The sequence below is a fragment of the Streptomyces sp. NPDC111744 genome, from assembly GCF_055634995.1.
Window position 1 is genome coordinate 412,218 of record NZ_JBVKCG010000003.1, and the last position, 21,604, is coordinate 433,821.

Annotated in this window: 21 protein-coding genes; 11 read left to right on the forward strand and 10 right to left on the reverse strand. The window is 70.6% G+C overall.

All coding sequences use genetic code 11. The features are described from left to right. Positions 1 to 27: 27 nt before the first annotated feature. The gene (locus ACZ7OO_RS09115; protein WP_471503024.1) at positions 28 to 885 is read right to left on the reverse strand and encodes a MaoC/PaaZ C-terminal domain-containing protein; all 858 of its coding nucleotides are present in this window, start codon (positions 883 to 885) and stop codon (positions 28 to 30) included. Positions 886 to 1,135: 250 nt separating this feature from the next. Here ACZ7OO_RS09115 and ACZ7OO_RS09120 point away from each other — a divergent pair, with 250 nt between their 5' ends. From ACZ7OO_RS09120 to ACZ7OO_RS09130, 3 genes are read left to right on the forward strand one after another with little or no spacing between them, the layout of a single operon-like run. Further along, entirely contained in the window at positions 1,136 to 2,143 is a 1,008-nt protein-coding gene (locus ACZ7OO_RS09120; protein WP_471503026.1) for an ABC transporter ATP-binding protein, read from the forward strand. Further along, positions 2,143 to 2,859, forward strand: coding sequence for an ABC transporter permease (locus tag ACZ7OO_RS09125; protein WP_471503028.1), 717 nt, complete (start codon positions 2,143 to 2,145; stop codon positions 2,857 to 2,859). The genes ACZ7OO_RS09120 and ACZ7OO_RS09125 overlap by 1 nt, the downstream gene beginning before the upstream one ends. A 17-nt stretch (positions 2,860 to 2,876) precedes the next feature. After that, complete coding sequence (locus ACZ7OO_RS09130; RefSeq protein ID WP_471503030.1) at positions 2,877 to 4,154, forward strand: sensor histidine kinase; 1,278 nt, start codon at positions 2,877 to 2,879, stop codon at positions 4,152 to 4,154. Here the strand turns inward: ACZ7OO_RS09130 and ACZ7OO_RS09135 are convergent. Then, on the reverse strand, positions 4,132 to 5,685 hold the full coding sequence (locus tag ACZ7OO_RS09135; protein WP_471503410.1) for an alpha-L-arabinofuranosidase B: 1,554 nt from the start codon (positions 5,683 to 5,685) through the stop codon (positions 4,132 to 4,134). The genes ACZ7OO_RS09130 and ACZ7OO_RS09135 overlap by 23 nt on opposite strands. Before the next feature lie 275 nt (positions 5,686 to 5,960). Between ACZ7OO_RS09135 and ACZ7OO_RS09140 the strand changes: the two genes are divergently transcribed. Continuing rightward, complete coding sequence (locus ACZ7OO_RS09140; protein WP_471503412.1) at positions 5,961 to 6,593, forward strand: response regulator; 633 nt, start codon at positions 5,961 to 5,963, stop codon at positions 6,591 to 6,593. Positions 6,594 to 6,618: 25 nt separating this feature from the next. Here ACZ7OO_RS09140 and ACZ7OO_RS09145 read toward each other — a convergent pair whose 3' ends face one another. The 4 genes from ACZ7OO_RS09145 to ACZ7OO_RS09160 form a co-directional block, all read right to left on the reverse strand. Further along, complete coding sequence (locus tag ACZ7OO_RS09145) at positions 6,619 to 7,440, reverse strand: hypothetical protein (protein WP_471503032.1); 822 nt, start codon at positions 7,438 to 7,440, stop codon at positions 6,619 to 6,621. Then, positions 7,440 to 7,979, reverse strand: coding sequence for a SigE family RNA polymerase sigma factor (locus ACZ7OO_RS09150; protein ID WP_471503034.1), 540 nt, complete (start codon positions 7,977 to 7,979; stop codon positions 7,440 to 7,442). Before ACZ7OO_RS09150 ends, ACZ7OO_RS09145 begins: the two co-directional genes overlap by 1 nt. 51 nt (positions 7,980 to 8,030) lie before the next feature. Then, positions 8,031 to 8,666: an MFS transporter gene (locus ACZ7OO_RS09155; protein ID WP_471503036.1), complete on the reverse strand. Its 636-nt coding sequence runs from the start codon at positions 8,664 to 8,666 to the stop codon at positions 8,031 to 8,033. 138 nt (positions 8,667 to 8,804) lie between these two features. After that, a complete protein-coding gene (locus tag ACZ7OO_RS09160) occupies positions 8,805 to 10,052 on the reverse strand; it encodes a lipid-transfer protein (RefSeq protein ID WP_471503038.1) in 1,248 nt (415 codons plus the stop codon). A 167-nt stretch (positions 10,053 to 10,219) separates the two neighbouring features. Between ACZ7OO_RS09160 and ACZ7OO_RS09165 the strand changes: the two genes are divergently transcribed. The 5 genes from ACZ7OO_RS09165 to ACZ7OO_RS09185 all read left to right on the forward strand — a co-directional run bounded on the left by ACZ7OO_RS09165 (position 10,220) and on the right by ACZ7OO_RS09185 (position 15,820). Then, positions 10,220 to 11,974: an MFS transporter gene (locus ACZ7OO_RS09165; protein WP_471503040.1), complete on the forward strand. Its 1,755-nt coding sequence runs from the start codon at positions 10,220 to 10,222 to the stop codon at positions 11,972 to 11,974. A 189-nt stretch (positions 11,975 to 12,163) separates the two neighbouring features. Continuing rightward, on the forward strand, positions 12,164 to 12,817 hold the full coding sequence (locus ACZ7OO_RS09170) for a class I SAM-dependent methyltransferase (RefSeq protein WP_471503042.1): 654 nt from the start codon (positions 12,164 to 12,166) through the stop codon (positions 12,815 to 12,817). 22 nt (positions 12,818 to 12,839) lie between these two features. Beyond that, positions 12,840 to 13,757: an N-acetylmuramoyl-L-alanine amidase gene (locus tag ACZ7OO_RS09175; protein ID WP_471503044.1), complete on the forward strand. Its 918-nt coding sequence runs from the start codon at positions 12,840 to 12,842 to the stop codon at positions 13,755 to 13,757. A gap of 144 nt (positions 13,758 to 13,901) precedes the next feature. Beyond that, positions 13,902 to 14,705: a hypothetical protein gene (locus tag ACZ7OO_RS09180; protein WP_471503046.1), complete on the forward strand. Its 804-nt coding sequence runs from the start codon at positions 13,902 to 13,904 to the stop codon at positions 14,703 to 14,705. Between the two features lie 104 nt (positions 14,706 to 14,809). Then, the gene (locus tag ACZ7OO_RS09185) at positions 14,810 to 15,820 is read left to right on the forward strand and encodes an LLM class F420-dependent oxidoreductase (protein ID WP_471503048.1); all 1,011 of its coding nucleotides are present in this window, start codon (positions 14,810 to 14,812) and stop codon (positions 15,818 to 15,820) included. Positions 15,821 to 16,091: 271 nt separating this feature from the next. On the opposite strand, the gene ACZ7OO_RS09190 is transcribed toward ACZ7OO_RS09185, so the two are convergent. Beyond that, positions 16,092 to 16,652, reverse strand: coding sequence for a hypothetical protein (locus ACZ7OO_RS09190; RefSeq protein WP_471503050.1), 561 nt, complete (start codon positions 16,650 to 16,652; stop codon positions 16,092 to 16,094). 136 nt (positions 16,653 to 16,788) lie between these two features. Here ACZ7OO_RS09190 and ACZ7OO_RS09195 point away from each other — a divergent pair, with 136 nt between their 5' ends. After that, positions 16,789 to 17,082: a hypothetical protein gene (locus tag ACZ7OO_RS09195; RefSeq protein ID WP_471503414.1), complete on the forward strand. Its 294-nt coding sequence runs from the start codon at positions 16,789 to 16,791 to the stop codon at positions 17,080 to 17,082. A gap of 51 nt (positions 17,083 to 17,133) precedes the next feature. Here ACZ7OO_RS09195 and ACZ7OO_RS09200 read toward each other — a convergent pair whose 3' ends face one another. The 3 genes from ACZ7OO_RS09200 to ACZ7OO_RS09210 are packed head-to-tail and all read right to left on the reverse strand — an operon-like array spanning position 17,134 to position 20,410. Continuing rightward, positions 17,134 to 18,204, reverse strand: coding sequence for a prenyltransferase/squalene oxidase repeat-containing protein (locus tag ACZ7OO_RS09200; protein WP_471503052.1), 1,071 nt, complete (start codon positions 18,202 to 18,204; stop codon positions 17,134 to 17,136). Beyond that, positions 18,201 to 18,959: a class I SAM-dependent methyltransferase gene (locus ACZ7OO_RS09205; protein WP_471503054.1), complete on the reverse strand. Its 759-nt coding sequence runs from the start codon at positions 18,957 to 18,959 to the stop codon at positions 18,201 to 18,203. Before ACZ7OO_RS09205 ends, ACZ7OO_RS09200 begins: the two co-directional genes overlap by 4 nt. Continuing rightward, positions 18,953 to 20,410 carry a glycosyltransferase family 4 protein gene (locus ACZ7OO_RS09210; protein ID WP_471503055.1) on the reverse strand — a complete coding sequence of 486 codons (1,458 nt, stop codon included), beginning with the start codon at positions 20,408 to 20,410 and terminating at the stop codon, positions 18,953 to 18,955. Before ACZ7OO_RS09210 ends, ACZ7OO_RS09205 begins: the two co-directional genes overlap by 7 nt. Before the next feature lie 218 nt (positions 20,411 to 20,628). Here ACZ7OO_RS09210 and ACZ7OO_RS09215 point away from each other — a divergent pair, with 218 nt between their 5' ends. Beyond that, entirely contained in the window at positions 20,629 to 21,258 is a 630-nt protein-coding gene (locus tag ACZ7OO_RS09215) for a TetR family transcriptional regulator (protein WP_471503057.1), read from the forward strand. Positions 21,259 to 21,604: the final 346 nt, after the last annotated feature.

Here is a 21,604-nt window from a genome sequence, read left to right on the forward strand (position 1 = left end):
TACGGGACCAAGCTGGCTCAAGCTTGATCAGGAGTGTTCGACGATCGTGTCGGCGAGGACGGGCGCGTCCTCCCGCTCGGCAGCGCTCACGGCGACCCGGGTGGACTCCGATGTGTGCCACATGCGGATCCGGAGCGTCTCCCCCGGGTACACCACGCCCGCGAACCGGGTGGTGTACGAGCGCACCCTGCTCACGTCCCCGCCGAGCTGGGTGTCCACGACCGCCTTGAGCGTCATGCCATAGGTGCACAGCCCGTGCAGGATGGGCCGGTCGAAGCCGGCGAGCTTGGCGAACTCCGGGTCGGCGTGCAACGGGTTGTAGTCGCCGGAGAGGCGGTAGAGCAGGGCCTGATCCTCACGGATCGGGCGCTCGACGGTCCGGTCCGGCTCGCCGTCGGGCGGGGCAAGCCGGGTGGAGGGGCCGCGGTCGCCGCCCCAGCCACCCTCCCCTCGTACGAAGATCTGTGCGTCGTTGGTCCACAGCGGGCCGTCGGCGTCCGCGACCTCGGTGCGCATCACCAGGACGGCCGCCTTGCCCTTGTCGTACACGGCGGCGATCCGGCCGGTGGCGGTGGCCGTGCCCTCGGCCGGGATGGGGCGGTACAGGGTGAGGGACTGGCCGCCGTGCAGCACCTTGGCGAGGTCGACGTCGACGCCGGGCATGGACAGTCCGCCGATCACCCCGGGCGAGCCGGCGCCCGCGACGGTGGCGAAGCTGGGCAGCACGTGCAGCCGGGTCTCCAGGGTGTAGCGCAGCTCGTCGGGATCGGTCGCGGGGCGGCCCGCGCCGATGCCGAGGTGGTAGAGCTGGACGTCCCGGCGGTCCCAGCGGATCTCCCCGGACCGGGGTTCGGCGGCGAGGGCCTTGGCTGCGTCGATGGGCATACGGCTCCTGAGGTGTCTCAAGACCCCGGCACGGCCGTCCGCACCGTCGGCCGCACCGAGGTCGTCACGGGCCGACCTAGAACGCGTTCCAGTCCGGCGCCCCTTGTATAGCCCAGCACCCGGCAGTTGGGAAGGCTCCTGACACTGTGTCAGATCTGCCGTCGATTCACCGACCGGTGACATTTGTCCTGCCCGAGTCCGTACAGGCGCATCTGCCGCGCCGGGGGCTCGGGTTCGTAGCGTCGTAGTCATGACACAGACAGGTGGGACAGCAGGCCGGGCAGAGCGTGCCGTGTCCTTCGCGGGGGCGGTCAAGACCTTCGGCGCGGTGCGCGCCGTGGACGGGGTGGACCTGGAGATCGGGCGCGGTGAGACGGTCGCACTGCTCGGCCGCAACGGCGCGGGCAAGTCGACGACGATCTCACTGCTGCTCGGGCTGAACACGCCCGACGCCGGCACGGTCGAACTGTTCGGCCTGCAGCCGGCGAAGGCCGTACGGAACGGGCTGGTCGGAGCGATGCTCCAGGAGGCACGGGCGGTGCCCCGGGTCACCGTCGGCGAGCTGGTCGCCTTCGTGGCCCGGCGCTATCCGATGCCGATGCCCGTCACGCAGGCCCTGGAGCTGGCCGGTATCGGTGAGCTGGCCGGCCGGCGGGTGGACCGCCTGTCGGGCGGGCAGACCCAGCGCGTGCGGTTCGCCGTGGCACTGGCCGGGAACCCCTCGCTGATCGTCCTGGACGAGCCGACCGCCGCCCTGGACCTGGAGGCACGGCACGCGTTCTGGCACTCGATGCGGGCCTTCGCCCGGCGCGGCCACACCGTCCTTTTCTCCACGCACTACCTGGAGGAGGCGGACACGCACGCCGACCGCATCCTCGTCGTCGACCGCGGCCGGATCGTCGCGGACGGCACCGGCGAGCAGCTCAAGCGGGCGGCCGGCGGCAGCCTCGTCTCCTTCGACCTGGCGGGCCGCTCCACAGAGGGCTTTTCCCGACTGCCCGGCGTACGGTCCCTCGAGGTGCGCGGCGACCGCGCTCTGCTGCGCACCGACGACTCGGACGCCACGGTGATCGCGCTGGCCGCCCGGAACGCGATCCGTGGCCTGGAGGTCACCCCCGCCTCCCTCGACGACGCCTTCCTGGCCCTGACGTCCGGCCCGCGGACCGCGGACGGCGCGCTGCCCGAACCGCTGCCTCCCGAAGCCGCCCCGAACGACACCTCCCCCGCCCGCACCGCCCCCGAGACGGAGACCGTCTGATGCTCGACTACCTGCGCCTCGAAGTACGCCGGACGCTGCGCGACGTCGGCTTCGTCATCGGCGGGGTCGCGATGCCCGTGATGATGTACCTGCTGTTCACCAACCTCGGCGGCGACGACAGCGGCTACCGGACCCAGGCCATGGTCGGCATGGCCGCCTACGGCGCGGTCGGCTCGGCCCTCAACACCGGCGGCGGGGTCGCCGAGGACCGGGCGATCGGCTGGCTGCGGCAGCTCCGGGTGACCCCGATGACCCCGCGTCAGGTCGTCCTCGGCCGGGCACTGACCGGCTCGGTGACCGTACTGCCCGCGATCCTCGCGGTGCTCGCGGCGGGCGGCCTGGTCAACGGGGTACGGCTGGACGCCTGGCAGTGGGCGGCGATCGCGCTGCTGCTGTGGCTGGGCTCGATCCCCTTCACCCTGCTCGGCCTCGCCAACGGCTACGGCCTGACCTCCCAGACCACCGGAGTGGCGAACATGGCCTGCAACCTGGGGCTCGCCGTGATCGGCGGCCTCTGGTTCCCGATCAGCCTGTTCCCCGGCTGGCTGCGCGCCGTCTCGGAGTACACCCCGACCAACCGCTTCGCCGAACTCGGCACCTCCGTCGCCGACGGGCACACCCCGGCACTCGGCGCGATCGTCGTCCTGACGGCTTGGCTGCTCGCGTTCGGTTCGTACGCTGTGATGGCGTACCGCCGGACCGGGCGGACCGCGTGATCGGGGGAGCGAGAGAGATGTCCTGGATGCGAGGGATCACCTGCCGGACACGCCGGCGGCGGGCGGCGCGGGCCGGGTGGAAGGCCGACATGGCGGAGTTCAGGGCCGCGCAGAAGGAGGCGCGCCGCAAGGGCGAGTGGCCCGAGCACCCGGGTCCGCCGCCGACCGGCTTCTCCCTGCTGCCGTGGCTGCTGATGGGGCTGGGTTCCTTCTCCAACCTCCTCCAGGGCAAGACCCCCAACCCCTGGATCGGCGGCCTGGGCCTGTTCGCCTTCAACTCCCTCTACATCTACGTCGTGTTCCGCTCCTTCGTGAGGGAGAAGCGCGAGGCGGTGTCGACGCGGGTGGCGCTCGGCGCCATGTGCGTGATCACCTGCGGTCTCGCCGCCGGCTACGGCGGCAGCTGGCTGTACTTCTTCCCGCTGCTCGGCCTCGCCACCGGGGCCTGCCTGCGCGGCCCGCGCCTCGGCCGGGTCGGCTTCTCGCTGACCGCCCTCGCGGCGGCGGTCTCCGTGTTCCGGGCGGGCTGGGACGCGATCAACGTCGCCTACGGCACCTTCCTGTCCACCATGGTGACCGCGGCGATCCTCTCCCTCTCCGAGGCGGTACGGGAGCTGCGCGCCGCCCGCGAGGAGCTGGCCCGGCAAGCGGTCGAGAAGGAGCGGCTGCGCTTCTCCCGGGATCTGCACGACCTGCTCGGCCACACCCTCTCGGTGATCGTCGTCAAGTCGGAGGCGGCCCGGCGCCTCGCCCCCCGCGACATGGACGCGGCCCTCTCCCAGATCTCCGACATCGAGTCGGTCGGCAGGCAGGCGCTCACCGAGATCCGCGAGGCGGTCACCGGCTACCGCGAGGGCAGCCTCGCGACCGAACTCGACCGGGCCCGCTCGGCCCTCACGGCGGCGGGCGTCGAGCCGGTGGTCCGGCAGAGCGGGACGCCGCTCGCCCCGCAGACCGAGACGCTGCTGGGCTGGGTGGTGCGCGAGGCGGTCACCAACGTGGTCCGGCACAGCGACGCCACCCGCTGCGAGATCACCGTCGGCAGCGGTGCCGAGCGGGTCCGGTTGACGGTCACCGACGACGGCACCGGCGCGAGCGCCGCCGAGCCCCGCCGGGAGGGCGTCGGCGGCACCGGTCTGAAGGGGCTGACCGAGCGCCTCGCGGCGGCGGGCGGCTCTCTCAGGGCCGGCCCGTCGCCACGCGGCGGCTTCACCGTCACCGCGGAACTCCCCACCGAGTCCGAGGAGTTGCTGACCACTATGGTTGTGGCGACTACGGCGCCCAGGGCGAGCTGACGACCCAGCTCACGTCGTCGGCCCAGGACGTGGCGCTGTCCCAGGCGTTGGAGCCGCCGTCGCTCGCTATGTACACGTTGTAGTTGTAGTGGCGCAGATATCGCGTCGGGTAGTTGTACGAGGCGAACGAGGTGCCCGTGCCGCTCTTGCCGGTCTCCGGGCAGAACGTGGCGTCGGCTCTGAACGTGGCGGTGCCGTCCATCGGCTGCCTCAGGAGCTTGAAGTTGTAGTGCCGCAGATAGTCGCCCGGGTAGTTCCTCGACTCGAAGGAGACACAGGAGCTACTGGCCAGTCCTCGGCGGACGATCCAGGTGGCGTCGCTCTTGTCCAGGGCGGAGCTGCTGGAGGTGATGGCGGAGAGCACGGCCGCGTTGGCCTGGTGACGGACATAGTCGGTGGTGCAGCAGGACGTCGTGGCCTTCAGGGAGATCTCCGAGGCGGGGCTGAGCGTGCCGGTGGAGCCGGTCGCACCGCCGTAGCCGACGGAGACGATGTTGGACTGGACGGCGTCGTCGGCGGCGTCGGTCGGGATGCCCGAGGTCATCACACCCTCGAAGAACGAGCCGATGGAGCCGTTGCTGTTGTCACCGCCGGTGCCGAGGACGATCGCACCCTCCTGGTGCATGGGCGAGTAACCGCTGGTGGTGGGCTCACCGCCGGAATACGTGGTGGTGAGTCCGCCGGACTGTGCGTTTCCCCATTTCAGTGCGAAATGGTTCTGCCCGTTGTTCTTCAGCAGCGCGGTGACGAAAGGTGTCGCTCCCGTGCCCGTGTTGGAGGAGTTTGTGCTGTAGCCGAGGTTGGACTGGAACAGGCCGTTCTCCAGGTCCGCCTGCACCCAGGGGCCCGAGCCGTAGCAGGGCGCGAACCAGCACTCGGTGCCGAAGTTGATGGCGTCCATGTGGCCGTTGCCGGTGTCCTTGTTGTTGGTCTCGGCGTTGCCGTAGTCGAAGCAGCAGGCGCCGTTGACATGGGTGCCGGAGGTGACCATGTACATCCCCTCGGCGGCGCCGTTGGTGGCGACACCGGAGGTGGAGTTGTCCCGGTAGCCCATGCCTGCCGAGATCTCCAGGCCGTAGACCTGGTGCCCGCCGACGGTCACCGGCAGCGCGTCCGCCGGCGCCCCGACGTCGGCCGCGCCGGCCCCGCCCGCGCCCTCGACGGTGAGGTCGTTGTGCTTGCTGGACTGGTCGTAGATCTTGGTGATGATGCAGGTCGTACCGGCGCAGAAGGAGTCCTGCGCGGCCGCGTTGGCGTATCCGCCGGTGGACAGCAGACCGATGTTCGCCGTGGCGCTGTCGGAGGCACGCTGCACCTGGTAGAGGGATCCGCTGTACGACGAGTACAGCGCCCGGACCATGCTGTGCGCGGCGACGCACGGCGTGCCGGCGGTGGCGTAGACGTCACAGGGCAGCGAACTCGCTGCGGCGGCCTGCGGGGTGCCGGCCCCGACGACGAGCGCGGCGACGGTCACGAAGGCCGCGAGCACGGACAGCGCGGCTCTCTTCACTCGGGGCGGACAGGAGCGCATGGCTCGTAGGGACACAGGGAGCACGGTGCACCTCTTCTTCGGTTCCTCGTAGGGCGGTGCGGGTTCTTGGTCGGTATACCGAACGTCGTTCGACCGAAATACCGAACCTATTCAGCGGTCGAAATACCGACCATTCAGCGGGAATTCAGGGAATTGCAGAGGTGATTGTTTGAGCACGGTCATCCGGCGTCAAGACCTGCGGCGCGGAAAAAGGACCACTCTTTAATGGCCGGACCCGGGGCTAGGCTTGGGCTGTGTACGAGCCTGCGAACGAGATGCCCCGGGACCACCGGCCCGCCAAGTCCATCAGGGTGCTGCTCGCCGAGGACCAGGGCATGATGCGCGGGGCCCTCGCCCTACTGCTCGGGATGGAGCCGGACATCGAGGTCGTCGCCCAGGTCGCGACGGGCGACGCGATCGTGGACGCGGCGCTGACCCACCGGCCCGACGTGGCCCTCCTCGACATCGAACTGCCGGGCCGCAGCGGCCTGGACGCGGCGGCGGAGCTGCAGGAGCAGGCGCCCGACTGCCGGGTGCTGATCCTGACCACCTTCGGCCGGCCCGGCTATCTGCGCCGGGCCATGGAGGCCGGGGCGGCCGGCTTCCTCGTCAAGGACGGTCCGGTCGAGGACCTGGCCCGCGCGATCCGGCGGGTGCTCACCGGGGAGACCGTGGTCGACCCGGCGCTCGCCGCGGCCGCGCTCAGCGCCGGGCCGAATCCGCTCACCGCCCGCGAGTGCGATGTGCTGAAGGCGTCGGTGGACGGCGCGACCGTCGCCGACATCGCGGCGAAGCTGCATCTGTCGGAGTCGACGGTCCGCAACTACCTCTCCGCAGCGATCGGCAAGACCGGCACCCGCAACCGCGCGGAGGCGGTGCGGGAGGCGCGGCAGCAGGGGTGGCTCTGAGCCGCCCGGCAAGCGCGCCGAGGAGTCACCGCGTCACCTTCACCTCCTTCGAGGTCTTGCCCCCGGGCGAGACGCACACGAACCAGCTGGCCCAAGGCGAGCCGGCGACCGGCCGGATCGCCGAGACGGGGTCGCCCGCGGTGTGGCCGGGCGACGGTCGGGCGACGGTCGAGGTGCCGTCCTTCCACTGGCAGGTGACCTCCCGGGCGGTCGTGGCCACCTCGCCGACCACCAGTTGGCCCGAGCTCGCGGCGTCGGGCGTGAAGCGGGTGGCCATGGACTGGAGGTCCGTGCCGGTCAGTTGGTCCGGTGTGGCGACCGAGTCGAACATCAGCTGCTGCGGACGGCCGCCGCCATTGGCCCGGGTCAGGAAGTACGAGGTCTTTCCAACCAGTTCCGCGGGCTTGCCGACGGCCGGCTCGATGCCGAGCGCGGCCATCGCGTGCCACTGCCGGACCGCCTCCGCCCCGGTTCGCGGCGCGCCCCAGACCTGCACCGAGACATGCCACTGCGTGCCCTTGTAGACCCCCCTCGACACCTCGGTGATCTGCGGGTCGTACACATGCCGTGCCTCCGCCGACGCCGGCGGCTTCGCCACGTTCGCCCGCCGGTCCCCGTGTCCGTCGCCCGGCAGCCCGGTCACCGCCAGGGTCGCTCCCGTCGATCCCGCCAGTACCGCCACCGCCGTGGCCATCGCCCAGCGCCGGGCCCGGCGCCGTCGGCCGCCGCGCATCACCGCCTGCACCGGGGCTATGCCGATCTGGACCTCGTCCGCCGCGTCCGCGAGGAGGAGGGCGATGTCCGTCTCCGTCTGTGTCATGCCGTGGTTCTCCCGGTTCGCGTTCATCAGCCACGCCCTCCCTGCGTCACCATCTCGGCCAGTCCCGGTATGGCACGGAGTTTCGCGATCCCCTTGGCCGCGTTGCTCTTGACCGTGCCGACCGAGCAGCCCATCGCCTCCGCCGCCTGGGTCTCCGTCAGGTCCTCCCAGTAGCGCAGCACAACCGCCTCCCGCTGCCGCGGCGGCAGTTGGGCGAGTGCCTTGAGCAGGGCGCTGCGGTCGTCGGCCTGGGCGATCCGGTCCCCCGTGTCGGGCACCTCGCGCACCAGGCCCGAGTCGTCCCTGGGCGCGAGGAACTCCTTGAGTTTCCTTCTGTGCCTGCGTGCGTGCGCGTTGATCATCACGCGCCGTACATACGCCTCCGGATCATCGGCCGAGCCGACCTTCCGCCAGGCCACGAAGACCTGTTCGAGCGTCGACTGGACCAGGTCCTCAGCGGCGTGCTGCTCCCCCGTGAGGAGAAATGCCGTACGCATCAGCCGCGGCCAGCGGCCGATCATGAAGCTCTGGAACTCCTCGTTCCGAGCGTTCTCCCGTTCCCCCATGGGCACCTCCTAGATGTAAAGAGGAGTCCACGAGCCGCCCGGACCGTTGCCTCATCCAGCAGGAGTCGGCGAAATTCTTCCCGGCAGCCACAGCGGCATCAGCACCGCCCCGGCCGGCAGCAGCCCCGTACTGGTGCGGAAGGCCGGCGCGTACCCCTCGGTCAGGGCCGCGGCCCCGCCACCCGTGCCGGTCCTGGCCGCCGCGATCGTCGACACCACCGCGAGCCCCAGCGAACCGCCCATCGTGCGCGAGGTGTTGATGAGTCCCGAGAGCAGCCCGGCCTCCGTCGGCGCCGCCCCGGACGTGGCCAGCGCGGCCAGCGGGGTCGCGGCCAGGCCCACGCCGAGCATCATCAGGATCCCGGGGAACATGATCGCCGTCGTACAGGCGCCGTGCGGGCCCATCGTCGACTGCCGGCCGAACCCGGTCACCGCGACCAGCGTGCCAGTCACCGCCACCCTCCGCGCTCCCGCCCGCCGCATCAGCCGGGGCGCCAGCTTGGAGCCGACGAGCACCGCGACCGAGCTGGGCACCAGGGCGGGGCCCGCCTCGATCGGGGAGTAGCCGAGGACGTTCTGGGCGTACAGCGTCATGAAGTACCACTTGCAGAACATCGCCGAACCGGACACCGGCATGGCCGCGTTGGCCGACGCCACCTGCCGTCGCCCCAGCAGGCCGAGCGACATCAGGGGGGCCGCCGTACGCGCCTCGACGGCCCAGGAACAGGCCGATCAGCGCGGGCCCAGCACCCAGCGCCAGGACAGCACGTCCACCAGCACCCCGCCGACCGCGCAGGTCACCGGCCCACATCACCGGCTCCGCCGTCACACCGTCCTGCGCAGCAGGGTCACCACCGCCGCCCCGCCCAGGCCGATGTTGTGTGCGAGCCCCACCTGCGCCCGCGCCACCTGCCGCTCTCCTGCCGTCCCCCGCAGCTGCCAGACCAGTTCGGCGGTCTGCGCGAGGCCGGTCGCGCCCAGCGGGTGCCCCTTGGAGATGAGCCCACCGGAGGGGTTGACCACCCAGCGTCCGCCGTACGTCGTCGCCCCGGACTCGACCAGCTTCCCCGACTCGCCCACCGGGCACATGCCGAGAGCCTCGTACGTCAGCAGCTCGTTGATCGAGAAACAGTCGTGCAGTTCCATGACGTCGACGTCCTCGATGCCGAGGCCGGAGCGGTCGTACACCTGGCGGGCCGCCGCCCGTGACATCGGCCGACCGACGACGTCGATGCACGAGCCCGACGCGAAGGACTCCTCGGTGTCCGTCGTCATCGCCTGCGCGACGATCTCGACGAGACCGGTGAGCCCACGCCGTTCGGCGAACCGTTCCGAGACGACCACGGCCGCCGCCGCGCCGTCGGAGGTGGGCGAGCACTGGAGTTTGGTGAGCGGGCGGTGGACGGTGCGCGCGGCGAGGATGCCGGCGACGTCGTACACGTCCTGGAACTGGGCGTACGGGTTGTGCGCGGAGTGCCGGTGGTTCTTGGCGGCCACGGCGGCGAGTTGCGCCTCGGTGGTGCCGTACAGCTCCATGTGCTCGCGGGCGGCGTCGCCGAAGATCTGCGCGGTGGGCGGGGTCGTCTCGAAGCCGTGCCGGGCCGCCATGACGCCGTAGTGACGGGCGACGGGTGAGGACGAGAAGTCGTTTCCGTCGGCTCCGCCGCCGAGCGCGCCCTTCTTCATCTTCTCGAAGCCGAGGGCGAGGACGCAGTCGGCCGCCCCGCCCTCGACGAGCTGCCGGGCCAGCATCAGGGTGGTTGCGCCGGTGGCGCAGTTGTTGTTGACGTTGTAGACGGGGACGCCGGTGAGACCCAGCTCATAGGCTGCGCGCTGGCCGGCGGTGGAGGGCTGGAAGCAGTAGCCGACAGGAACCTGTTCCACATCGCCGTACGAGATCCCCGCGTCGGCGAGAGCGGAGCCGCCCGCCTCCCGGACCATGTCCCAGTACTGCCAGTCACGCGTCTCGGGCTTCTCGAACCTGGTCATTCCGACCCCGGCGACATACGCCCTCGTAGCCCTCACGGCACTCATCGCGGCACTCATGGCGCGTGAGATTAGAACACGTTCCATAAATTGACCAGCGCCTGACGGCAGATCAGAAACCCATGGGGCGGTCAAGGATTCATTAGAAGCTCGAAGCAACGGAATAGTTGCCTGTGCATACGAGGTTTACCCGGCACTTATCCGATGCGGCTCCCTCACTTCCCGTCACTCTCTTGGCCCGGAGGCCTCACTCAATGACGCACACGACGACCGACCAGCCCGCCCGGGGCGCGAGCGGCGCGGTGGTCCCGGTCCTCGCCTTCGCGGGCATCGTGGTCGCGGTGATGCAGACCCTGCTCGTTCCGGTCATCAAGGACCTGCCGCAACTGCTGGGCACCGAGCCCAGCAACGCCACCTGGGTCCTGACCTCGACCCTCCTGTCCGGCGCCGTGGCCACTCCGATCATGGGCCGCCTCGGCGATCTGTACGGCAAGCGGCGGATGCTGATATTCAGCCTCTCCGTGATGGTGGTGGGCGCGCTGATCAGCGCACTCACCAGCGAGCTGCTCACGATGATCGCGGGCCGCACCCTCCAGGGCTTCGCCATGGGCGCGATCCCGCTGGGCATCGGCCTGATGCGCGACATGCTGCCGCGCGAGAAGCTCGCCTCGGCGATGGCCCTGATGAGCTCCTCCATCGGTGTCGGCGGCGGTCTCGCACTGCCCGCCGCCGCCCTGGTCGCGCAGCACGCCGACTGGCACGCCCTGTTCTACGGCGCCGCCGGCCTGGGTGTCATGGCCATCGTCCTCACCCTCTTCGCCGTACCGGAGTCCCCGGCACGCGCCGAGGGCACGTTCGACGTCCTGGGCGCGATCGGTCTCTCCGTGGGCCTGGTCCTCTTCCTCCTCCCGATCACCAAGGGCAGCGACTGGGGCTGGACCTCCGGCACCACGCTGGGCCTCTTCGCCGCCTCCGCCGTCGTCCTCCTCCTGTGGGGCGTGATGGAGCTGCGGGTCAAGGCCCCCCTGGTCGACCTGCGCACCACGGCCCGCCCGGCGGTGCTCTTCACCAACCTCGCCTCGATCATGGTCGGTGTCAGCTTCTACGTCGTCTCGCTGGTCCTGCCCCAGCTGCTCCAGCTCCCGAAGGCCACCGGCTACGGCCTCGGCCAGTCGATGGTCACCGCCGGTCTGCTGGTCGCCCCGCTGGGCCTGACGATGATGTTCACGGCCCCCGTCTACGCCCGGCTGTCCGCCAAGTACGGCCCCAAGACCACCCTGATCCTCGGCATGCTGATCATCGGCATCGGCTACGGCGGCGGGCTGGGCCTGATGAGCGCGGCCTGGCAGAGCCTGGTCATCGCGGTGATCCTGGGCGCGGGCATCGGCCTCGCGTACTCCTCCCTCCCGGCCCTGATCGTCGGCGCGGTCCCGGCGTCCGAGACGGGCGCGGCGAACGGTCTCAACACCCTGATGCGGTCCATCGGTACGTCCGTGTCCAGCGCCGTCATCGGCATGGTGCTGGCCAACACGGCGAACCACGTGGGCGGCGTCGCCATCCCGACCATGCACGGCTTCCGGGTCTCCTTCCTGATCGCGACGGGTGCGGTGGCCGTGGGCCTGGTCCTCGCCCTGCTGCTGCCGAAGCGGAGCCTGCCGGAGGCGGAGGCCGCCCAGCACACGCGGCTGCGGGCGAGCAGCGACGAGGACGCTGCGCTCGCCAACGCCGAGGAGGTGCTGCGGGGCTTCCGCGGACGCGTGCTCGACGCCGCGGGCGTTCCGGTGGCCCGCGCCAAGGTCACGCTGATCGACCGGCGGGGGCGGCAGGCGGGCGCCACGCTCTCCGGTGACGACGGTACGTACGCCTTGGCGGTGCCGGCCGAGGGGGCGTATGTGCTGGCCGCGAAGGCGGTGGGGCATGGGCCGTTGGCTTCTTCGGCGTCGCATGCGGGGGACGAGCGGGCGGTTGACCTGGACCTTTCGTTGCCTGGAGAGCCGGTGTCGGCGTAGCGGGTGCGTTGTCGGCTGCTGGTGCGTGGGGGCTGGTCCTCCCACGCGGCGGAGCCGCCATTGATACAGCCCCGCGCCCCTTTCACCCCTTTCAAACGAGGGCATTTTCACTCGCACCCCCTGTCCGGGCTCCGGCAGGGGGTGCGGCAGCATGGGCGGCCGGAATGTCGTACGACCGAAAGGATCCCCATGGCCTCGGCCGCACCCAAGCCCGAGATCCTCGCCGCGTTCGAGGCGGCCAAGGGGTTCATGCCCCTGCACGAGGGGCTGGCGCTCCACGCGGCCGCCGTCGAAGCCGGAACCCTGGGTCTCCCCCTCCTCGAGGTCGGGACGTACTGCGGCCGCTCCACCCTCCTCCTCGCCGACGCGGCCCGCACTACCGGTGTCACCGCTGTCACCGTCGACCATCACCGGGGCAGCGAGGAGCAGCAGCCGGGCTGGGACTACCACGACCCGGAGACGGTCGACCCGGAGCTCGGGTTGATGGACACGCTGCCCACCTTCCGGCGAACGCTGCACCGGGCCGGGCTCGAAGACCATGTCGTCGCCGTCGTCGGCCGTTCCCCGCAGGTCGCCGCGTTCTGGAACTCGCCCCTCGGGTTCGTCTTCATCGACGGCGGCCACACCGACGAGCACGCCACCGCCGACTACGAGGGCTGGGCCCCCCATGTGGCCCAAGGCGGGCTCCTCCTGATCCACGACGTCTTCCCGGACCCGAAAGACGAGTTCACCGGCCAGGCCCCTTACCGCGTCTACCTCCGCGCCCTGGATTCGGGCGCGTTCTCGGAGATCGCGGCCCAGGACTCGCTGCGCGTCCTGCGGCGAACGGGGGCGGGGATCTGAGCGCGCGGTTAGAGTCGCTGACGTGTCGTACAAAGGCCCGGAATTCGATTCCCCGCAACAGCGGCGCTCCCGGCGGGCGCCCATGGCCGTCGCTCTCGCCGCACTCGTGCCCGGTGCGCTGCTCGGGTGGGTGGTGTACGAGGGGGTGGGGAAGCCCGGTGGGAGTGGTGGAGGGCAGGCGGGCGTGACGACGCCCAGGTCGGCGCTCGCGTCGCCCGTGTCACCCGGTGATGACGCCAAGATGCCGAGCCCCGGTGCGGCTCCCTCCCTCAAAGGCAAGGTCGTCGTCATCGACCCGGGGCACAACCCGGGGAACTTCCAGCACGCGTCCGAGATCAACCAGAAGGTGGATATCGGGACGAACTGGAAGGAGTGCGACACGACGGGGACCTCCACCAACGCCGGTTACACGGAAGCCCGGTTCACGCTCGACGTCGCGCATCGGCTGCGGGCCCTCCTGGAGCGGCAGGGGGCCACCGTGAAGCTGACCCATGACGGGGACCGGCCCGCGTGGGGGCCGTGTGTGACCCGGCGCGCGCAGATCGGGAACGACGCGCATGCGGACGCGGCCATCTCCATCCACGCCGACGGGGCACCCGAGGGCGACCGCGGCTTCCATGTGATCCTCCCGGCCACCGTGCACTCCGGCGGCGCGGACACCCGCCCGATCGTCGGCCCCTCGCGCACCCTCGGTGAGCGCGTCGAGAGCGACTTCGCGAAGGTGACGGGCAGTTCTCCGTCCAACTACGTCGGCAACGGCACCGGTCTCGACGTGCGTAAGGATCTCGGCGGTCTCAATCTGTCAACGGTTCCCAAGGTGTTCATCGAGTGCGGCAACATGCGCGACAGCAAGGACGCGGCGCTGCTGACGAGCGGGGCCTGGCGACAGAAGGCGGCGCAGGGAATCTCTGAGGGAATCGTGAGTTTCCTGGGCGGGTAGGCACCGGCGGCCGGATCCGGGCGGACACCCTGATCGTTCGGACGATAGTGTCCCTCCTACGATTCCTACGATCGGTTCCTACGATGAGGGGCACATCCCCGCGACGCCTCCTCCGCCGACGAGACGACCTACGAAGGACCTGAAGTGAATATCCGCTCCCTCACTAGAGGCGACGGCGCGGTGATCGGAGCAGCGGTGTTGCTGTTGATCGCGTCGTTCCTCGACACGTTCGACAAGGCCGGTTCCCCGAACGCCTGGGACAATCTCGGCCTGGTGATGAGCATGTACGTCGGCGGTGTCGCCGGCGCGGTCCTGATCGTCCTCGCCCGCGCGTTGCCGCAGCCGCTGAAGTTCGTCGGACTCGACCTGGGCCAGATCGGCGTCGGTCTCACCGTGTTCGCCGTGTGGACCGCGTTCTGGTCGACCATCGACCCGCTGGGCGCGTTCGACAACTTCAACAGCCTCGACATCGGCGCCGGTTCCGGCCTGATCCTCGGTCTGATCGCAGCCCTCGTGCTGGCCGCGGCCGCGATCGCCACCCCGCTGGCCCCGGCCCTCCAGGCGGCCCTGGTACCGGCCCCCAAGCCCCAGGCCCCCCAGCCCTACGGCGCCCAGCCCCCCGGCGGATACGGCTACCCCGGTGCCGCCGCCCCGCAGCAGCCGTACGGCGCCCAGCCGCAGCCCGGTCAGCCGTTCGGTCAGCAGCAGCCGCCGGCCGCCGCACAGCAGCCGCCGGCCGCCGCCGCTCCCGACTTCTCGCCGTTCTGGTTCGCCGTCCCGGTGGCGCGGCCGCTGTTCGCGGAGGACGGCTCGGCCGCGCCGATCGCCGAACTGGCCCCCGGCACCTGGTACTTGGCGGTCGAGCAGCGCGGTCCCGTCCTGGTCGCGCAGACGCAGGACGGCCGCCGTGGCGTGCTGCAGGACACCTCCGGGATCCAGCGCGGCTGAGCCGAACCATCGAAGACCGCGTACGGCCCCTTGCCCTTTCGGGTGAGGGGCCGTTGTCGTAGAGTCGTCCACCCGATTGTCTGACGCTTCGTCAGGAGGCCTGCATGCTGCTCGGGTTGGCACTCGGATACTGGGGGCGATGGCCCTCTCCGGACCATGTGCCGCTGGCGCAGGAGGCGGAGCGGCTCGGGTATCACTCGGTGTGGACGGCGGAGTCCTGGGGCTCGGACGCCTTCACGCCGCTCACCTGGATCGCCGCGCAGACGTCAACGATCAGGTTGGGTACGGCCGTTGCCCAGATGGCGGCCCGCTCGCCGACCACCACCGCGATGCACGCGCTGACCCTGGACCATCTGTCGGGGGGCCGCGTGATGCTGGGGCTCGGCCTGTCCGGGCCCCAGGTCGTGGAGGGCTGGTACGGCCGCCCGTTCCCGAAGTCACCGCTGACGGCGACCAGGGAGTACGTGGACGTCGTACGGCAGGTGCTCCGGCGGGAGGGGCCGGTGGAGGCAGAGGGGCGCTTCCACTCCCATCCGTACCGTGGCTCTGACGCCACCGGGCTCGGCAAGCCGTTGAAGCCGATCACCCACCCCCTCCGGCCCGATCTGCCGATCCTGCTCGCGGCCGAGGGGCCGAAGAACGTCGCCCAGACGGTCCGGATCGCCGACGGGTGGCTGCCGCTGTACTGGGCGCCGAGCCGGCCCGAGGTGTACGGCCCCGCGGTGGCCGAGCTGCCGGAGGGCTTCCTGGTCGCGCCCATGGCCCAGGTGAAGGTCTGCGACGACGTCGCCGCCGGGCTGCTGCCCGTGAAGGCCATGCTCGGCTTCTACATCGGCGGGATGGGGCACGCGGCCCGCAATTTCCACGCCGATCTCATGGCACGCATGGGGTACGAGGAAGAGGCGCGGCGGATTCAGCGGCTGTTCCTGGAGGGCCGCCGCCAGGAGGCGGTCGAGGCCGTGCCGGACGCGTTCGCCGACGAGATCTCGCTGGTCGGCCCGCGCGAACGCATCGCCGAGCGGCTGGAGTTGTGGCGCAAGGGCCCGGTGACCGATCTGCTGGCGCTGGCGCCCGACCCGCATACCCTGCGGGTTCTCGCGGAGCTCAACTCCTAGATCGTCAGCAGAAGACGGCGAACGGGTCCAGGGTGACTCCCCGGGCCCGGCGGTCACGCGTTCCCGGATCATGCCCTGGGTCGCTCCCCCCGCCACCGAGTCCGAGCCGGCCCTTGAGCCCGGTACTGGTGGCCATGCCGCGGGAGCCGAGGCCGAGCGGGGCGCGGCAGGGAAATTGGCGCCGGGGTCTTCGGCCGGGCTCCGGCCGAGCGAGCCGAACACCGGGCGAACGGCACTCAGACACTCCGGCGCCGAACCCGAACCACCTTTCTCAGTGGGTGAGTTGAGACGTCGCGGGCACCTGGTTGGTGACCGGGGCCCCTGCGCTCTTCCCCGCGTCCTTCACGTTGTTGATGACGTCGTTGAACGAAGCGGCCGCGTTGCCGTCGCCCTTGCGGAGCTTGGACGGCAGGTCCTTGAGCCCGTCGATGCCGGACGAGAGCGGCGCGACGGCCTTGGACAGCAGCGGATCGCCCTGGGCGTTCCGTTTGGCGGCCTGGAGCCGGTTGTAGGCGAAGGTGCCCGCGAGAGCGGCCTTGGTCAGGGCGGAGGCGCGGCCGTGGGCGCCCTTCTTGAACTTGCCGGCCTTCCAGGGCTTCACGATCCACTGGTAGGTGGCACCGGCCGCGAGGGACGCGTTGGTGACGAACCGCGTCTTCGCGAACTTCTGCCGTTCGGCGGACGTACTCGGACTGGGCGTGTCGGCCACGGGCACCGCGGCCATGCCGGTGTCGGTGGACTTGCTCTGAGTGCTGCTGCATGCGGTCACACCGGCGACGAGTGCGCAGCAGAGGGTCAGCGCGACGACAAGGCGCCGTATCGGTACGGGCACGGGGTCCTCCCGTGTGTCTCGATGTCCTCCCCGAGCGGGTGCTTCCTCCTGCAGCGTCACCCAGATGGCGGCGCTGCGCCACTCCGGGGGAACCCCGTTCAGGTTTCAAGGACCGATCGGCGGCAACACGCAGGGTATGTCCCCTGAATCCCGTCACGGTGCCAATCAGGCCGGCACGGTCGTCGCGGTCGTCGCCGACATCATGGCCCTGATACTGGGCCTCTGGATACTGATGTACCTGCTGGACGCGAACCGGGCGAACAGCCTGGTCCAGTTCGTCCACGACGCGGCCACCTGGCTGGCCGGCTGGTCACACGACCTGTTCACGTTCAACGACGCGTGGGCGAGGGTGGTGGCAGGGTACGGCCTGGCGGCCGTCGTCTACCTGTTCATCGGCCACGCGATCGCCAACCGGATGCACCGCCACTGAAAACACCTGCCGGTCGGCTCCCCGGACGGGGCGCCGACCGGCAGGGTCCCTTCAGGCGCAGCAGTCCACCTCAAGCCCAGAGGGGAGATGCTCTCCCCCGAACACCGCACAGGTGGCGTCATGCCCACCCAGCGCGGCCACCGCCAGCAGCAGCGACCCCGCCGTCCACGTGGTCAGCTCCCGCGGCCAGATCGCGTCGTCCTCGAAGACGTAACCGGTCCAGTACAGCCCCGACTCCGCGTCCCGCAGATGCTGGATGGACTGAAGGACCTCCAACGCCCGGTCGGACTCCCCCACCGCCCAAAGCGCCAGGGCGAGTTCGGCCGACTCCCCGCCCGTCACCCACGGGTTGGGTACGACACAACGCACGCCGAACCCGGGCACGACGAACCGCTCCCAGTCCTTCTCGATCCGCGCACCCGCCTCCGCGCCCGTCAACGCCCCGCCCAGCACCGGGTAGTACCAGTCCATCGAGTAGCGGTCCTTGTCGAGGAACCGCTCCGGGTGGCGTCGTATCGCATGGCGCAGCGCACCCACCGCCAACTCCCAGTCGGGTTGCGGCTCTTCCCGCTGCTCGGCGATGGCGAGCGCGCAGCGCAGTGCGTGGTGGATCGACGAACTCCCGGTCAGCAGCGCGTCGTCGGTGGCCGTTCCGTCGTCCTCGCGCCGCCAGCCGATCTCGCCGCCCGGCTGCTGCAACCGCAGCACCCACTCGACGGCCGCGTACACGGCGGGCCACATCCGGTCGAGGAAGGTGTCGTCGCCGGTGGAGAGGTAGTGGTGCCAGACGCCTACGGCTATGTAGGCGACGAAGTTGGACTCGCGGGCGCGGTCGGTGACGTCGTCGTGCGTGCCGTCGGCGTAGGCCGCGTACCAGGAGCCGTCCTCGTTCTGGTGATCGGCGAGCCAGTTGTAGGCCCGCTCGGCGGCGGTGTGCTCCCCGGCCGCGTCCAGCGCCATCGCGGCCTCGGTGTGGTCCCAGGGGTCGAGGTGGTGACCCCGGAACCACGGGATCGCGCCGTCCTCCCGCTGTACGGCGAGGATGCCGCGGACGGTCGCGGCGGCCTGCTCGGCGGTGAGGACCCCGGGCAGGACGAGGTGTTCTGTCCGGGGGGTGGTCACTTGGCGGCCACCTCGGTGTTCGTGTCGTCCCCGGTCCGGGGCAGGTGCGGCTTGGTGGCGTAGACGACGAAGCTCTTGCCCATGACCGGGTTCAGCGCCTGCTCGGCGACGCGCGTGGCCAGCGGCTTCTTCATGATGTCCCAGACGAGCAGCTTGTGGTACGCCCGTACCGGCAGCGCCTTGTCGTTGTCGACGCCGAACGCGCACTTCAGCCACCAGTACGGCGAGTGCAGCGCGTGCGCGTGATGCGTGCCGTACGGCCGCAGACCGGCTTCCCTGATCTTCCCGATCAGCTCGTCGGCCTTGTAGATGCGGATGTGCCCGCCCTCGACCTCGTGATAGGCGTCGGAGAGGGTCCAGCAGACCTTCTCGGGGCCGTAGCGCGGCACGGTGACGGCTATCCGCCCGCCGGGCCTGAGTACGCGCACCATCTCGGCGAGCACGCCCTTGTCGTCGGGGATGTGCTCCATGACCTCGGAGATGATGACGACGTCGAAGGACTCGTCGGGGAAGGGAAGGGCCAGCGCGTCGCCCTCCATGGCGGTGGCGGTCGCCCCGGCCGGGGCCTCACCGGCCTCCTCCATCGCCGCGAACCACTTGGCGACCTCGCGGATCTCCTCGCCGTTCTGGTCGAGGGCCACGACCTGGGCGCCACGCCGGTAGCACTCGAAGGCGTGGCGGCCGGCCCCGCAGCCGAGGTCCAGGACGCGATCGCCCGGGGCGAGCGGGAACCGGGAGAAGTCGACGGTCAGCACGTGGCCCTGCCTTCGGAATTGACAACCTCTGAAGAGACAAAGTCTGGTGACACGACCTCGGAGTCGGCGGAGCGGCCGGGATACGGGGTCGTGGGGCGGGGCTCCGGTCGGCTCGTGGAGGTGGCGATCGCCTCGCGGTACCGGGTCACCGTGCCCTCCGCGGCGCGGGCCCAGGTGAAGTGCCGTAGTACGCGCTCTCGGCCGGCCCGGCCGAGCCGTAGCCGCAGCTCCGGGTCGCCCAGGAGTCGGCTCAGGCCGGCGGCCAGCGCGTCGGCGTCGCCCGGCGGCACGGCCAGGCAGGTCTCGCCGTCCCGTCCGGCGACCTCGGGAATCGCGCCGCCCGTCGTCGCGAGCAGCGGGGTGCCGGTCGCCATCGCCTCGGCGGCGGGCAGCGAGAAGCCCTCGTAGAGCGACGGTACGCAGGCGACCTCGGCGGAACGGACCAGGTCGACGAGTTCGGCGTCGGAGATGCCCTTCACGAACTCGACGGCGCCGCTGACGCCGTACCGCTGCATGGCCTGCGCGACGGGCCCCTCGGCGGGCCGCTTGCCGACGACGACGAGGTGGGCGGCGGGGTGCTCGGTCCGTACCTTGGCGAGGGCCTCGACGAGGAAGACCAGCCCCTTCAGGGGGACGTCCGCGCTGGAGGTGGTGACGATCCGGCCGGGCACCTGCGGTACGGCGGGATTCGGCGCGAAGAGGTCGGTGTCGGCGCCGATGTGGACCACATGGACGCGGTCCTCACGTACGCCGAGATGGTCGACGATCTCCTGGCGGGAGGTGCCCGAGACGGTGAGCACGGAGGGCAGCCGGCGGGCGACCCGCTTCTGCATCCGGGTGAAGGCGTACCAGCGCCGAACGGAGAAGCGCCGCTTCCACCCCTCGGCCGCGTCCAGCTCCAACTGCCGGTCGACGGTGATGGGGTGGTGGATGGTGGTGACGAGTGGCGCGCCGATGTCCCCCAGCAGGCCGTATCCCAGCGTCTGGTTGTCGTGGACGACGTCGAACTCCCCGGCGCGGGCGCGCAGATGGCGGCGGGCGCGGAGCGAGAAGGTCAGCGGTTCGGGAAAGCCGCCGGTCCACATGGTGGCCACTTCGAGCGCGTCGACCCAGTCCCGGTACTCGTCACGCCCGGGCGTCCGGAAGGGGTCCGGGGAGCGGTACAGATCGAGGCTCGGCAGCTCGGTGAGGCTGAGCCGGGAGTAGCCCTCGTCGAGGACGGGGTACGGCTGTGAGCCGATCACCTCGACACGGTGACCGAGCCGGGCCAGCTCGCGGGAGAGGTGCCGTACGTAGACGCCCTGGCCGCCGCAGAACGGGTTCCCTTTATAGGTGAGGAGCGCGATGTCGAGCGGTCGCTCTCCCCCACGCTCGGCTGCGCTCCCGCGGGAGGGGCCCCCACCGGCGGCGGGTTCCTGGTCGGCACCCGCCCGCCTGGCCTCAGCGGTCACTCCAGGCCCCCTTCTCCCTGCACTTTCCCGCGAGGTTACGCCGGGACGCTAATCTAGAACAAGTTTCAGACTTGATCGTTCAAGAGGCTCTGAATCTACCGGCAGGTAGGGGCGGAGTGAGCAGTGGATCAGGTGATTCGCGCCACGACGCGACCCCTGCCATGCTGTCTGATCACTCGCCCTGAGTCTGCCCTCACCGAATGTCACGGACGGGACCCATGCCTGCGGAAGCCAAGGTGGACATCGGCGCCAGATCGGCCACCCCGCCGCTCACCGAGCGGCAGGAGGCCCGGCGCCGCCGGATCCTGCACGCGAGCGCCCAGCTGGCCAGCCGGGGCGGTTTCGACGCGGTGCAGATGCGTGAGGTGGCCGAGTCCTCCCAGGTGGCCCTGGGCACCCTCTACCGCTACTTCCCGTCCAAGGTCCATCTGCTGGTCGCGACCATGCAGGACCAGCTGGAGCACATGCACGGCACACTGCGCAAGAAGCCCCCGGCGGGCGAGACGGCGTCGGAGCGGGTCGCGGAGACCCTGATGCGGGCCTTCCGGGCCCTGCAGCGCGAGCCGCACCTGGCCGACGCGATGGTCCGCGCCCTCACCTTCGCCGACCGCAGCGTCTCCCCCGAGGTGGACCAGGTCTCCCGCCAGACGACGGCGATCATCCTGGACGCGATGGGCCTGACCGACCCGACCCCCGCCCAGCTCTCCGCCGTCCGCGTCATCGAGCACACCTGGCACTCGGCCCTGATCACCTGGCTCTCGGGCCGTGCCTCCATCGCCCAGGTGAAGATCGACATCGAGACGGTGTGCCGACTGATCGATCTGACGGAGCCGGGCGAGCGGCGGTAAGCGAGCCCCATCAAGCAGGTGTTGGCATGCGAAGACCTACGAGACGGGTTCCCTTCGCCGGTATTGCCCGGATCAGGTGATAGGGGTCGTCGTCCGGCTTTGCTACTGCCTTTCGACCTCTCAGCCCGACCGTCGACGTCGGCACTGGCGGATGCTTCTGCATCTGCGTCACGCCTGAGTCGGCTACTACGCTCGGACTCCCTCACTCGCCTCGTAGGCTGATTCCAGGATAGAACGCGCGGAGCGGAAGACAACACCCCAATGGTGGATTTTTTCGGCTTTTTCTGATACGCGGCATCTGCGAGCCGCTCGGACCGTCTGCCGCCCCTCTGGACCCACGGGGGAC

What these genes read in the sequence shown, in the direction of transcription:
- ACZ7OO_RS09170 (WP_471503042.1), top strand. Translation starts at nt 12,164, where the DNA reads ATGGCCTCGGCCGCACCCAAGCCCGAGATCCTCGCCGCGTTCGAGGCG.
- ACZ7OO_RS09215 (WP_471503057.1), top strand. Translation starts at nt 20,629, where the DNA reads ATGCCTGCGGAAGCCAAGGTGGACATCGGCGCCAGATCGGCCACCCCG.
- ACZ7OO_RS09135 (WP_471503410.1), bottom strand. Translation starts at nt 5,685, where the DNA reads ATGCGCTCCTGTCCGCCCCGAGTGAAGAGAGCCGCGCTGTCCGTGCTC.
- ACZ7OO_RS09140 (WP_471503412.1), top strand. Translation starts at nt 5,961, where the DNA reads ATGCCCCGGGACCACCGGCCCGCCAAGTCCATCAGGGTGCTGCTCGCC.
- ACZ7OO_RS09145 (WP_471503032.1), bottom strand. Translation starts at nt 7,440, where the DNA reads ATGAACGCGAACCGGGAGAACCACGGCATGACACAGACGGAGACGGAC.
- ACZ7OO_RS09150 (WP_471503034.1), bottom strand. Translation starts at nt 7,979, where the DNA reads ATGGGGGAACGGGAGAACGCTCGGAACGAGGAGTTCCAGAGCTTCATG.
- ACZ7OO_RS09195 (WP_471503414.1), top strand. Translation starts at nt 16,789, where the DNA reads ATGTCCCCTGAATCCCGTCACGGTGCCAATCAGGCCGGCACGGTCGTC.
- ACZ7OO_RS09130 (WP_471503030.1), top strand. Translation starts at nt 2,877, where the DNA reads ATGTCCTGGATGCGAGGGATCACCTGCCGGACACGCCGGCGGCGGGCG.
- ACZ7OO_RS09165 (WP_471503040.1), top strand. Translation starts at nt 10,220, where the DNA reads ATGACGCACACGACGACCGACCAGCCCGCCCGGGGCGCGAGCGGCGCG.
- ACZ7OO_RS09160 (WP_471503038.1), bottom strand. Translation starts at nt 10,052, where the DNA reads ATGGAACGTGTTCTAATCTCACGCGCCATGAGTGCCGCGATGAGTGCC.
- ACZ7OO_RS09115 (WP_471503024.1), bottom strand. Translation starts at nt 885, where the DNA reads ATGCCCATCGACGCAGCCAAGGCCCTCGCCGCCGAACCCCGGTCCGGG.
- ACZ7OO_RS09185 (WP_471503048.1), top strand. Translation starts at nt 14,810, where the DNA reads ATGCTGCTCGGGTTGGCACTCGGATACTGGGGGCGATGGCCCTCTCCG.
- ACZ7OO_RS09120 (WP_471503026.1), top strand. Translation starts at nt 1,136, where the DNA reads ATGACACAGACAGGTGGGACAGCAGGCCGGGCAGAGCGTGCCGTGTCC.
- ACZ7OO_RS09155 (WP_471503036.1), bottom strand. Translation starts at nt 8,666, where the DNA reads ATGTCGCTCGGCCTGCTGGGGCGACGGCAGGTGGCGTCGGCCAACGCG.
- ACZ7OO_RS09125 (WP_471503028.1), top strand. Translation starts at nt 2,143, where the DNA reads ATGCTCGACTACCTGCGCCTCGAAGTACGCCGGACGCTGCGCGACGTC.